Raw genomic sequence first — 12,273 nt, 5'->3', positions numbered from 1 at the left:
CGGATCACACCGAGGCCAATACCAGGTGCATGTACCGGGTCAGAATGCCCAGCATGTCCTCGTCGGCCAGAGGCTCTGCCCCGTTGAGCAGGCCCTGATATTCCATCCGTCCGATTATAGACGTCAACACTTTGGCATCCTGTTGCGGCTCGCGGGAACCCAATACCTGGAAAAACTGGCAGGTGCCCTGCAGCAGGATCTGCTGGTGGGAACGCACCAGCAACGCCAGGCGCGGGTTGAGCAGCGCTTCCTGGCGAAACGCCTGCTCGGCCATCAGATGCTCGCGGCGGTTGTGCAGTTGGCGCTGCACGTAATCGGCGGTCAGGCGCGCAATGTCATCGGCCAGTTGCGCGCGGGACTGCGGGCTGCCGTCGCCATAGGCGACCATCTCCCGCAGCAAGCCCTCGTTGTTGGCCCACAGCTTGGCCATGAAGGCGGCGCTGCGCTCGACGTATTGGGCAAAGGTATCGGTGAGCAGGTCATCGATATCCTTGAAGTAGTAGGTGGTGGCCGACAGCGGCACACCGGCTTCGGCGGCGACCGCGCGATGGCGCACGGCGCGCACGCCATCGCGCACGACGATGCGCATGGCCGCGTCGAGAATATCCTGGCGACGTTGCTCACTGCCCTGTCGGCTGGCCTTGCGGCCCTGGTACTGAACACTTTCAGCGACCGCAGTGGCGATGCCAGCTGCACCTTCTTGAGCAATTGCACGGTTCACGACAGGTATTCCTCTCACATAAAAAATGAAAAAAGCAGTACGTCAGTGCCACACAGACAATAAAAAGCCGCCTGTTAGCGGCGGCTTTTTATTCAACATATTTACGCTTGCGGCCGCATGTGCGGGAACAGGATCACGTCGCGGATCGACGGGGAGTTGGTCAGCAGCATCACCAGGCGGTCGATGCCGATACCTTCACCGGCGGTCGGCGGCATGCCGTACTCCAGGGCGCGAACGAAGTCGGCATCGTAGTGCATGGCTTCGTCGTCACCGGCGTCCTTGTCGGCCACCTGGGCCATGAAACGCTCGGCCTGGTCTTCCGCGTCGTTCAACTCGGAGTAGGCGTTGGCGATTTCGCGGCCACCGATGAACAGCTCGAAACGGTCGGTCACGTTCGGGTTCTCGTCGTTGCGACGGGCCAGCGGCGAGACTTCGAACGGGTACTGGGTAATGAAGTGCGGCTGCTCCAGCTTGTGCTCGACCAGCTCTTCGAAAATCATCACCTGCAGCTTGCCCAGGCCTTCGAAGCCGAGCACCTTGGCACCGGCCTTCTTGGCGATAGCGCGAGCCTTGTCGATGTCGTTCAGGTCCTCAAAGGTCAGCTCGGGGTTGTACTTGAGGATCGAGTCGAACACCGACAGGCGGGCGAACGGCTCGCCGAAGTGGAACACCTTGTCGCCGTATGGCACGTCGGTGCTGCCCAGGACCAGCTGCGCCAGTTCGCGGAACAGTTCTTCGGTCAGGTCCATGTTGTCTTCGTAGTCGGCGTAGGCCTGGTAGAACTCCAACATGGTGAATTCAGGGTTGTGCCGGGTCGAAACGCCTTCGTTACGGAAGTTGCGGTTGATCTCGAACACTTTCTCGAAGCCACCGACCACCAGGCGCTTGAGGTACAGCTCCGGGGCGATACGCAGGAACATTTCCATGTCCAGGGCGTTGTGGTGGGTCTCGAACGGCTTGGCCGCCGCACCGCCGGGAATGGTCTGCAGCATCGGCGTTTCCACTTCCAGGAAGTCACGCTTCATCAGGAAGCTGCGGATATGGGCGATGACTTGCGAACGCACGCGGAAGGTTTCGCGTACGTCTTCGTTGACGATCAGGTCGACGTAGCGCTGGCGATAGCGCTGCTCGGTGTCGGTCAGGCCGTGGTGCTTGTCCGGCAGCGGACGCAGCGACTTGGTCAGCAGGCGTACCTGGGTCATCTCGACGTACAGGTCGCCCTTGCCGGAACGGGCCAGGGTGCCTTCGGCGGCGATGATGTCGCCCAGGTCCCAGGTCTTGACCGCGTCCAGGGTTTCTTCCGGCAGGGTCTTGCGGTTGACGTAGACCTGGATCCGCCCGGTCATGTCCTGGATCACCATGAACGAGCCACGGTTGAGCATGATGCGACCGGCAACCTTGACCGGGATTGCAGCCTCGGCCAGCTCTTCCTTGGTCTTGTCCGCGTATTGCTTCTGCAGGTCGTTGCAGTAGTTGTCGCGGCGGAAGTCGTTCGGGAAGGCATTGCCCTTGGCGCGCTCGGCAGCAAGCTTTTCCTTGCGCAGGGCGATCAGGGTGTTTTCTTCCTGTTGCAGGGCCTGGTCGAGTTGTAGGTCGCTCATGTCTTTAAATTTTCCATCACAGGTACGTTGCCCCTTGCCTGTGGCAAGGGATCGCGGGCCAGCCTCGCTCCTACAGAAGCGCGCCGTGCCCGCGGCATGGGTGTCGCGGCTTACAGCCCCGATTTCAGGCTGGCCACCAGGTATTCGTCGATGTCGCCGTCGAGCACCTTGTCGCAGTCACTGCGTTCGATGTTGGTACGCAGATCCTTGATCCGCGAGGCATCGAGCACGTAGGAGCGGATCTGGTGACCCCAGCCGATGTCGGACTTGGTGTCTTCCAGCGCCTGGGAAGCGGCGTTGCGCTTCTGCATTTCCTGCTCGTACAACTTGGCCCGCAGCATCTTCATGGCGGTGTCCTTGTTGGCGTGCTGGGAACGTTCGTTCTGGCAACTGACCACGGTGTTGGTCGGTACGTGGGTGATACGCACGGCCGAGTCGGTGGTGTTTACGTGCTGGCCACCGGCACCGGAGGAACGATAGGTGTCGATGCGCAGGTCCGCCGGGTTGATCTCGATTTCCACCTTGTCGTCGATCTCGGGCGAGACGAATACGGCCGAGAACGAGGTGTGGCGGCGGGCGCCGGAGTCGAACGGACTCTTGCGCACCAGGCGGTGCACGCCGATCTCGGTGCGCAGCCAGCCAAAGGCGTACTCGCCCTTGATGTGCACGGTGGCGCCCTTGATCCCGGCGACTTCGCCTTCGGACAGTTCCATGATGGTGGCGTCGAAGCCACGCTTGGAGGCCCAGCGCAGGTACATGCGCAGCAGGATGTTGGCCCAGTCCTGGGCTTCGGTGCCGCCGGAGCCGGCCTGGATATCCAGGTAGGCGTTGTTCATGTCCATTTCGCCGCTGAACATGCGACGGAATTCCAGCTTGGCCAGGGCCTCGTCGAGACGGGTCAGTTCGGCGACCACATCGCCTACCGCGCCTTCGTCGTTCTCTTCGACGGCCATCTCCAGCAGATCGCGGCAATCGGCCAGGCCACCGGACAACTCGTCCAGGGTCTCGACGATCTGTGCCAGCGCAGAGCGCTCGCGGCCCAGTTCCTGGGCGTATTCAGGCTTGTTCCAGACGTTCGGATCTTCAAGCTCGCGGTTGACCTCGGTCAGACGCTCATGCTTTTGATCGTAGTCAAAGATACCCCCGAATAGTTTCGGAGCGCTCGGACAGGTCCTTGATAGTGTTAAGGATCGGGTTGATTTCCATGGCAGGCAGCACTCGTTGGCGAACTTTTGAAAGCCGGCGAGTATAACGTAATCAAGCTGGTGCGGCAGCCCGCCTGGCGGCTTTAGGCCCCCGCGGTGGCGGTTTTTTTCACTCGATCCCCACCTGATTGCGACCATTGTGCTTGGCCAGATACAGGCCTTTGTCGGCGGCCGAGATCAATTGCCGGCAACTGGTGCTCGGCTGCGGCGTCATGGTGGACAGGCCGATGCTGATGGTCAGGCTCGCCCCTTCGGTCGGCGCGATATGCGGAATCTTCAGCGCGGCCACGGTCTGGCGCAGTTTCTCGGCCACCAGCCGCGCCCCACCGGGCGAGGTGTTCGGCAGCACCAGGGCAAACTCCTCCCCGCCATAACGCGCCGGCAGATCCGACGGTCGGCTGCTGGCTTCGCGGATCGCCGTCGCCACCTTGCGCAGGGCTTCATCGCCTTCCAGATGACCGAAGTTGTCGTTGTAGGACTTGAAGTAATCGACATCGATCATCAGCAGCGACAACTGGGTCTGGTCGCGCATTGCCCGGCGCCATTCCAGCTCCAGGTACTCGTCGAAATGCCGGCGGTTGGACAGGCCGGTCAGGCCATCGGAGTTCATCAGGCGCTGCAGCACCAGGTTGGTATCGAGCAGCTGCTGCTGGCTGACCCGCAGTGCGCGATAGGCCGCGTCCCGCTGCAACAGGGTCATGTAGGAGCGCGAGTGGTAACGGATGCGCGCCACCAGCTCGATATTGTCCGGCAGTTTGACCAGGTAATCGTTGGCCCCGGCGGCGAAGGCCGCACTCTTGATCAGCGGGTCTTCCTTGGTCGAAAGCACGATGATCGGAATGTTCTGGGTCGCCGGGTGGTTGCGGTACTCGCGCACCAACGTCAACCCGTCCAGGCCCGGCATCACCAGGTCCTGCAGGATCACCGTCGGCTTGATGCGGATCGCCTGGGCAATGGCCTGGTGCGGGTCGGCACAAAAGTGGAAGTCGATGTTTTCTTCATTCGCCAACCCACGCCGCACAGCCTCACCGATCATTGCCTGGTCGTCGACCAGCAGCACCATCGCAGCATTTTCATCGGTCTTAAAATCGTCGAGCTGTAAATCATTCATGGGTTGTCACCTGAGTTGCTACCTGGCCAGGACAGCTGCGTTTGTCGGTCATTTGGCAAATATCTCCAGCAATCGTGGAGCGATCTTGTCCAGTGGGCGAATCTCTACGGCAGCGTCGATGGCAGCGGCCGCCTTGGGCATGCCATACACCGCACTACTCTCCTGGTCCTGGGCGATGGTCAGATAACCCTGGTCGCGCATCAGTTTCAGGCCCTGAGCGCCATCGCGGCCCATGCCGGTCAGCAGTACGCCGACCGCATCGCCATTCCAGTAACTGGCGACACTTTCAAAAAACACATCGATCGATGGCCGATAGATCTCGTTTACCGGCTCGGCGGTGTAGGCCAGGGTGCCGTTCTTCAACAGCCGGATATGGTGATTGGTCCCGGCCAGCAGTACCGTACCGCTCTGCGGTGGCTCGCCTTCGCGGGCCAGGCGCACCTTGAGCCTGGAGGCGCTGCTCAGCCATTCGGCCATGCCTGCGGCAAACACCTGGTCGACGTGCTGCACCAGCACGATGGCGGCCGGAAAATGGGCGGGCAGCCCCTTGAGCAACACTTCCAGCGCCGCCGGGCCACCGGCGGACGAGCCGATCGCCACCAGGCCCTGGCGTTGCGCCATGGTGCGCATCGGCACCGGCGCCGAACGCACGTGGTTGCCGCGCTGCTGGCCGATCAGCCAGCCGATATTGAGGATCTTGCGCAGTAAAGGCGCCGCCGCTTCCTGCGCATTGCCGGCCCCCAGGGCCGGTGTATCGACCACGTCCAGCGCGCCATGTCCCATGGCCTCGAACACCCGATGCACGTTCTGCTGGCGATCCACCGTGACGATCACGATAGCGCAAGGGGTTTCGGCCATGATCCGGCGGGTCGCCTCCACGCCGTCCATCACCGGCATGATCAGGTCCATCAGGATCAGGTCGGGCGTCAGCTGCGCGCAGTACTCGACCGCCTCGGCGCCATTGGTCGCGACCCACACCACTTCATGCGCGGGTTCGAAGGCCAGGGCCCGGCGCAGGGCCTCCACGGCCATGGGCATGTCATTGACGATCGCGATTTTCATGCCCGCGCTCCTCCAATCAGCTCCACCACCGCATCCAGCAGGGCGTCATCATGGAAACTGGCTTTGGCTAGATAATAGTCGGCCCCGGCATCCAGTCCACGGCGCCGGTCCTCTTCGCGATCCTTGTAGGAAACCACCATCACCGGCAACGACTGCAGGCGATTGTCACGGCGCAGGAGTGTGACCAATTCAATCCCATCCATTCGGGGCATATCGATGTCGGTGATCAGCAGGTCGAAGTCTTCCGAACGCAAGGCGTTCCAGCCATCCATGCCGTCGACGGCGACCGCTACGTCATAACCACGGTTGAGCAAAAGCTTGCGTTGCAGCTCACGCACGGTGAGCGAGTCGTCGACCACCAGGATGCGCTTGCGCGCCGTCTCGGCCTGATGGCGGTTGTGCCGGGCGATGCGTTCCAGGCGGCCAGTATTGAGCAGCTTGTCCACCGAACGCAGCATGTCCTCGACGTCGACGATCAGCACCACCGAGCCGTCATCGAGCAAGGCTCCGGCGGAAATGTCCTGGACCTTGCCCAGGCGGTCGTCCAGCGGCAGCACCACCAGGGTCCGCTCGCCGATGAAACGCTCGACCGCCACGCCGTAGACCGCGTCGCGCTCGCGAATCACCACGACCTTGAGCGTGGATTCATTGTTCTGCCCCGCCGGGCGTTGCAGCAACTGGCTGGCCGCGACCAGGCCGACGTGGCGGCCTTCGTGCCAGAAATGCTGGCGTCCTTCCAGCTGGACAATGTCGTCGGGCTCCAGATCGCACATGCGTTCGATATGCGCCAGCGGGAAGGCATAGGCCTCTTCGCCGACCTCCACCACCAGGCTGCGCACCACCGACAGGGTCAGCGGCACTTCGAGGTGGAAACGACTGCCCTGCCCCGCCACCTGCTCCAGCTGCACCGCGCCACGCAACTGACGCACCATGTGCTGCACCGCGTCCAGGCCGACACCGCGCCCGGAGACCTCGGTGACCTTGTCCCGCAGGCTGAAGCCCGGCAGGAACAGGAAGGTCAGCAGCTCTTCTTCGCTCAGCTGGGCAGCGGTCTCGGCGGGGGACAACTGGCGCTCGACGATGCTCTGGCGCACCCGTTCCAGGTCGACGCCATTACCGTCATCGCTCAGCTCCAGCACCAGCAGCCCGGCCTGGTGGGAAGCGCGCAGGCGAATCAGGCCCTCGGCCGGCTTGCCCGCCAGCAGCCGCTGTTCGGGCGTTTCGATGCCGTGATCGACCGCGTTGCGCAGCAGGTGGGTCAGCGGCGCCTCGAGTTTTTCCAGCACGTCGCGATCGACCTGGGTCTTCTCGCCCTCGACCTCCAGGCGAACCTGTTTGCCCAGGCTGCGCCCGAGGTCGCGAACCATCCGCACCTGGCCCACCAGCACATCGGCGAACGGCCGCATGCGACAGGCCAGCGCGGTGTCGTAGAGCACCTGGGCGCGCTGGCTGGCCTGCCAGCCGAATTCATCCAGCTCGGCGGTTTTCTCCGTCAGCACCTGCTGGGATTCCGCCAGCAGGCGTCGCGCATCTTCCAGGGCTTCGAGGGCCTCCAGGCCCAGCACCTGCTCCTTGAGATGCCCATTGAGGTTTTCCAAAGCGCGCAGGCCGTTGCTCTGCAGGCGTTTGAGGCGCTGCAGAGCCGCCAGGTAGGGCTTCAGGCGCTGGGTTTCCACCAGCGACTTGCTCGACAGGTCGAGCAGGCTGTTCAGGCGTTCGGCCGTGACCCGCAACACCCGTTCGCCCCCCTCGGCGAGCTTCTTGCCCTTGTGCGTAATCGCCGCGGCTGTCTCTTGCAGCGTTTCCTGCAATACCTCCTGCGGCATCTCGAACGGCGGGACCTGTGGTTCGGGTTCGACCCGCGGGGCTTGCAGTTGCAGCTCGACCATGGGCGGCAGGTGCGGCTCGATCCGGGGCAGGACAACGCCCGCAGGCGCCGCGCCCGGCGAGCCGACCAACTGCTCCATAAGCGCCACGTAGGCGGCAATGTCCTGCTCACTGACCTCGCTGCCCGGCGTGGCGATGCGCATCAGGAAATCGGTGCCCTGCAGCAGCGCATCGATATGTTCGGGACGCAGGTACAGCCGCCCTTCCTGGGCGCTGACCAGGCAATCTTCCATCACATGGGCCACGCTGACCCCGGCGTCGACCCCGACGATCCGCGCCGCGCCCTTGAGCGAGTGGGCGGCGCGCATGCAGGCTTCCAGCTGGTCGGCCTGGGTCGGATTGCGCTCCAGCGCCAGCAGGCCGGCACTGAGCACCTGGGTCTGGGCTTCGGCTTCCAGGCTGAAGAGTTCGAGCAGCGAGGCGTCGCGCATTTGATCAGGGGTCATGTCAGGCTCCGGGTCACGGCGGACAGCAACTGCTCTTCATCCAGCCAACGCAGGCTGCGGCCCTTCCATTGCAGGACGCCACGGGTGTACTTGGCACTGGCCTGCTGGCCGGAAACCGCGGCGGCGTCCAGGGTACGCTCGTCGATGGCATGGATGCCCTCCACCTCGTCCACCGGCACCACCACCGGGCCGCCCTGGGCGGCGATGATCAGCATCCGCGGAATCACCCGCGCCCCCGACACGACCGTGCTGGTGGAGTCCAGCCCCAGCAGCTCCACCAACGACAGGCACGCCACCAGCGCACCACGCACATTCGCCACGCCCAGCAAGGCTCGCGAGCGCTGGTGCGGCAAGGAATGGATCGGCTGCAGCGGCGCCACTTCCACCAGGCAACGGGTGGCAATGCCCAGCCATTCCTCGCCCAGGCGGAACATCAATAACGAACGGGTGACGACATCCGTATCGGCCTCGACCGCTTGCTCATGGCGCTCCTGCTGCAATGCATAGCGGTCGAGCAGGCGGGTGGCCGCGGCGGAATACACCGAGCAATTGCGGCAATGCACATGCCCGGCCAGCAACGGGCAACTCTTGTCGCCGTGGATACCGATACGGTTCCAGCAATCGTCGATGGCCTGTGCATCTTCGTGAGTCACGTTCAACGAAACAGAGCCGCTCATGATTTACGCTCACTGTCTGCTGCACGGCCGCTGCGGGCCGCGCGCTCCTGCAATCGACGGGCACCGGCGACGTCGCCCTGGGAAGCCAGCAAAGCGGCCAGGTGCGCCAGCGCTTCGGCGTGCTGCGGATCCAGGTACAGGGCCTTGCGATAGAAACCCTGGGCTTCCAGGGCGCTGCCCGCCACGTCGCTGAGCAGCCCCAGCCAATAGAACACCTGCGCCACCGGCTCGTGGGTGTCCAGGTAATGCTCGCAAGCCACCCGGGCCTCGGCGCTTTTGCCTTCGTTGGCCAGGGCCGCGATGCTCGCCAGCAACGTCGTGGCATCGCTGGCCGGCCTGGTCGGCGCGGGGCGTTGGCTCGCCACGGCGGCACTGGAGAACGGTCGGCTGCGCACGGGAGGCGCGATGCTGCGCACCGGCTGGCGCGCCGGCAATGCGCTTGGGACAAAGGCCGGCGCGGGTTCGGGCTCGGGTTCGTTATGCCGGCTGAAGGCAAAGGACTGGGCAATGCCGATCGAGCGCATGCCCAGGCGGCCCAGCAGGCTGCCTTCGGCCGGGCCGATGAACAGCACGCCGTCGACATGCGTCAGGCGCTTGAGCACTTCGAACACCTGGCGCTGGGTCGGCTGATCGAAATAGATCAGCAGGTTGCGACAGAAGACAAAATCGTAGGGCGGCTCATTGGCCAGCAAGGTCGGGTCCAGCAGGTTGCCGACCTGCAGGCGCACCTGCTCGCGCACCCGCTCGCTAAGGCTGTAGCGCTCATCTTCGGCGGTGAAATGCCGTTCGCGAAAATCGCTGTGCTGGCCGCGAAAGGAGTTCTTGCCATACACCGCCTGCCTGGCCCGCTCGACCGACAGCGGGCTGACATCGAACCCTTCGACCTTGAACTGATGAGGGGCCAGCCCGGCATCGAACAGGGCCATGGCAATCGAGTACGGCTCCTCGCCGGTGGAACACGGCAGGCTGAGGATGCGCAAGGCCCGCATGCCCTTGAGTTCGGCAAGCCGCGAGCGCGCGAGTTTGGCCAGGGTCGCAAAGGATTCCGGGTAACGGAAAAACCAGGTTTCCGGAACGATCACCGCTTCGATCAGGGCCTGCTGTTCATCCCGCGAGCCTTGCAGGGTCTGCCAGTAATGGTCGGCGCTGGGCGCCTGCTGGGCGATGCTGCGCTGGCGTACCGCGCGCTCGATGATCGCCGGGCCCACCGAGGCCACATCGAGGCCGATGCGCTCCTTGAGAAAATCGAAAAATCGCTGGTCGCTGCTCATGACGACTCCCCGAGCAACGCCGGATCCAGCGGCAGCGAGGGAAACAGCAGCGCACGCACCTCGGAATCCAGCAGATCGTCGACACGCACCCATTGCAGCAGGCCCTGGGCGTCTTCGTAGACCGGGCCCAGGTACGGCGCATTGCGGTTATCCAGGCCGTAGGCCTTGAAGTCCTGCGGATTGCAACGCAGGGTGTCAGTGGCCTGCTCGAGGATCAGCCCCAGCAACTGAGCGGGCTGTGCCGCCTGCGGGTGGTAATGCACCAGCACCAGGCGGGTGCTGGTGCGCTCCTGCGCCGGCTCGCCAAAGGTCAGGGCACTCAGGTCGAGCACCGGCACCACCGCGCCGCGATGGGCGAAGACCCCGGCCACCCAGGACGGCGCCCGGGGAATCGGCTTGAGTTGCAGGCGCGGCAATACCTCGACCACCTCGATGGCCTGCAAGGCGTAACGTTCGGTGCCGATGCGGAACACCAGGAACAGTGCGTCTTTCGTCGCCGTCCCTGCGCCGCCTTTCGCTGCGAGCTCGTTCATCAGACTTTGAAACGCGAGACGCCGCTGCGCAGCCCCACCGCCACCTGGCTCAGTTCATCGATGGCGAAACTGGCCTGGCGCAGCGACTCGACGGTCTGGCTGCTGGCATCGCCCAGTTGCACCAGGGCGTGGTTGATCTGCTCGGCACCGGTGGCCTGGGCCTGCATGCCCTCGTTGACCATCAACACCCGCGGCGCCAGGGCCTGGACCTGATGGATGATCTGCGACAGCTGCTCGCCGACCTGCTGCACCTCGGCCATGCCGCGGCGCACTTCTTCGGAGAACTTGTCCATGCCCATGACCCCGGCCGAGACCGCCGACTGGATCTCCCGGACCATTTGCTCGATATCGTAGGTGGCGACCGCGGTCTGGTCCGCCAGGCGCCGCACTTCAGTGGCCACCACGGAAAAGCCGCGCCCGTACTCGCCGGCTTTCTCGGCTTCGATCGCGGCGTTGAGCGACAGCAGGTTGGTCTGGTCGGCGACCTTGACGATGGTCACCACCACCTGATTGATGTTGCCGGCCTTCTCATTGAGGATCGCCAGCTTGGCGTTGACCAGGTCGGCCGCGCCCATCACCGAATGCATGGTTTCTTCCATCCGCGCCAGGCCCTGCTGGCCGGAGCCGGCCAGCACCGAAGCCTGGTCGGCGGCGGTGGAGACTTCGGTCATGGTGCGCACCAGATCGCGAGAGGTGGCCGCGATTTCCCGGGAGGTCGCACCGATTTCGGTGGTGGTCGCCGCGGTCTCGGTAGCGGTCGCCTGTTGCTGCTTGGAGGTGGCGGCGATCTCGGTGACCGAGGTGGTGACCTGGACCGAGGAGCGCTGCGCCTGGGACACCAGGGAGTTGAGCTCGGTCATCATGTCGTTGAAGCCGGTTTCCACGGCACCGAATTCGTCCTTGCGATCCAGGTTCAGGCGGCTGGTCAGATCGCCCGTGCGCATGACGTCGAGGATCTTCACGATACGGTTCATCGGCGCCATGATCGCGCGCATCAGCAACAGGCCACACAGGCCCGCCGCCAGCACCGCCACCAGCAGGGAAACGCCCATGGTGACTTTGGCCGCGGCCACCGCATCGTCGATCTGCAAGGCGGCCGAATCGGCGACCCCCTTGTTCTCGTCGATAATGTCGTTGAGTTTCATCCGACCGGCGATCCAGGTGGGCGTCAACTGGTCATGGAACACGCGGACAGCCTCGGCTTCCTGATTACGCCGATGCAGATCCAGGACCATGGCCTGGATCTTGAGAAATTCCTGATGGCGTTTTTCAAACTCGTCGAACTCCAGCTGGTCGGTCTCACCGCGAAGCGTTTCCTTGTAGCTGGCCATGTATTTCTGCAGGCGTTGCTCGAAGCTTTTGAAATCGGCCTCGTCCTTGGCACTGACGCCCTTGCCTTCGTTCAGGCCGATGATTTCCTGGGTATGCAGGAAACTGTCGACCCACGAACCGCGAATCATCGAACTGAAATAGACCCCGGGAATGGCATCGGAGCGCATGCGGTCTTCGCCGGCCTCGATCTTCAACAAACGGGAGTACGAGGCTATGACCATCAGCAGCATGATGGTGATAATCACCGCAAAGCTCGCCAAAATGCGTTGGCGCAACGTCCAGTTCTTCACAGTCAGTCCTCGGGGCCATTCAAATGGTGGGGAGTATAGCCGAGGGCGTGCCATCATTTATCAGCGTATTGCGCACCACGTCTCACTCAGAGCGAAAGGCAGGGTCCGCTCTGGAGGGCTACTTTCCGCCAGATGAC

General features: G+C 63.6%; 10 protein-coding genes. All 10 read right to left on the bottom strand.

All coding sequences use genetic code 11. The features are described 5' to 3' along the window. Positions 1-4 precede the first annotated feature (4 nt). Positions 5-721, bottom strand: a complete 717-nt coding sequence (locus CXQ81_RS08080) for a TetR/AcrR family transcriptional regulator (RefSeq protein WP_007927974.1) — start codon at positions 719-721, stop codon at positions 5-7. 101 nt (positions 722-822) lie between these two features. Further along, on the bottom strand, positions 823-2,322 hold the full coding sequence (gene lysS / locus CXQ81_RS08075; RefSeq protein ID WP_007927975.1) for a lysine--tRNA ligase: 1,500 nt from the start codon (positions 2,320-2,322) through the stop codon (positions 823-825). A gap of 110 nt (positions 2,323-2,432) precedes the next feature. Beyond that, a protein-coding gene (gene prfB, locus CXQ81_RS08070) for a peptide chain release factor 2 (protein ID WP_097136878.1) occupies positions 2,433-3,528 on the bottom strand; the annotation gives its coding sequence in 2 pieces (ribosomal slippage) (positions 2,433-3,455 and positions 3,457-3,528; 1,095 coding nt in all). A gap of 108 nt (positions 3,529-3,636) precedes the next feature. Continuing rightward, entirely contained in the window at positions 3,637-4,638 is a 1,002-nt protein-coding gene (locus CXQ81_RS08065; RefSeq protein WP_007927977.1) for a PleD family two-component system response regulator, read from the bottom strand. A gap of 48 nt (positions 4,639-4,686) precedes the next feature. Continuing rightward, positions 4,687-5,700 (bottom strand): chemotaxis response regulator protein-glutamate methylesterase, encoded by a 1,014-nt coding sequence (locus tag CXQ81_RS08060; RefSeq protein WP_007927978.1) that lies wholly within the window; start codon positions 5,698-5,700, stop codon positions 4,687-4,689. Further along, complete coding sequence (locus tag CXQ81_RS08055) at positions 5,697-8,033, bottom strand: hybrid sensor histidine kinase/response regulator (protein WP_101336941.1); 2,337 nt, start codon at positions 8,031-8,033, stop codon at positions 5,697-5,699. Before CXQ81_RS08055 ends, CXQ81_RS08060 begins: the two co-directional genes overlap by 4 nt. Further along, a complete protein-coding gene (locus CXQ81_RS08050) occupies positions 8,030-8,710 on the bottom strand; it encodes a chemotaxis protein CheW (protein ID WP_101336940.1) in 681 nt (226 codons plus the stop codon). The genes CXQ81_RS08055 and CXQ81_RS08050 overlap by 4 nt, the downstream gene beginning before the upstream one ends. After that, positions 8,707-9,981 (bottom strand): protein-glutamate O-methyltransferase CheR, encoded by a 1,275-nt coding sequence (locus tag CXQ81_RS08045; protein WP_101336939.1) that lies wholly within the window; start codon positions 9,979-9,981, stop codon positions 8,707-8,709. The genes CXQ81_RS08050 and CXQ81_RS08045 overlap by 4 nt, the downstream gene beginning before the upstream one ends. Further along, positions 9,978-10,514, bottom strand: a complete 537-nt coding sequence (locus tag CXQ81_RS08040) for a chemotaxis protein CheW (RefSeq protein WP_101336938.1) — start codon at positions 10,512-10,514, stop codon at positions 9,978-9,980. Before CXQ81_RS08040 ends, CXQ81_RS08045 begins: the two co-directional genes overlap by 4 nt. Beyond that, positions 10,514-12,136: a methyl-accepting chemotaxis protein gene (locus CXQ81_RS08035; RefSeq protein ID WP_101336937.1), complete on the bottom strand. Its 1,623-nt coding sequence runs from the start codon at positions 12,134-12,136 to the stop codon at positions 10,514-10,516. Before CXQ81_RS08035 ends, CXQ81_RS08040 begins: the two co-directional genes overlap by 1 nt. Positions 12,137-12,273 lie beyond the last annotated feature (137 nt).

Source organism: Pseudomonas sp. 09C 129, from assembly GCF_002843625.1.
Taxonomy (GTDB): Bacteria; Pseudomonadota; Gammaproteobacteria; order Pseudomonadales; family Pseudomonadaceae; genus Aquipseudomonas; species Aquipseudomonas chlororaphis.
The sequence above is the reverse complement of the archived record's forward strand: the minus strand, read 5'-3'. Positions and strand labels throughout refer to the sequence as shown.

What these genes read in the sequence shown, in the direction of transcription:
- lysS (WP_007927975.1), bottom strand. Translation starts at nt 2,322, where the DNA reads ATGAGCGACCTACAACTCGACCAGGCCCTGCAACAGGAAGAAAACACC.
- CXQ81_RS08060 (WP_007927978.1), bottom strand. Translation starts at nt 5,700, where the DNA reads ATGAAAATCGCGATCGTCAATGACATGCCCATGGCCGTGGAGGCCCTG.
- CXQ81_RS08055 (WP_101336941.1), bottom strand. Translation starts at nt 8,033, where the DNA reads ATGACCCCTGATCAAATGCGCGACGCCTCGCTGCTCGAACTCTTCAGC.
- CXQ81_RS08065 (WP_007927977.1), bottom strand. Translation starts at nt 4,638, where the DNA reads ATGAATGATTTACAGCTCGACGATTTTAAGACCGATGAAAATGCTGCG.
- CXQ81_RS08040 (WP_101336938.1), bottom strand. Translation starts at nt 10,514, where the DNA reads ATGAACGAGCTCGCAGCGAAAGGCGGCGCAGGGACGGCGACGAAAGAC.
- CXQ81_RS08050 (WP_101336940.1), bottom strand. Translation starts at nt 8,710, where the DNA reads ATGAGCGGCTCTGTTTCGTTGAACGTGACTCACGAAGATGCACAGGCC.
- CXQ81_RS08045 (WP_101336939.1), bottom strand. Translation starts at nt 9,981, where the DNA reads ATGAGCAGCGACCAGCGATTTTTCGATTTTCTCAAGGAGCGCATCGGC.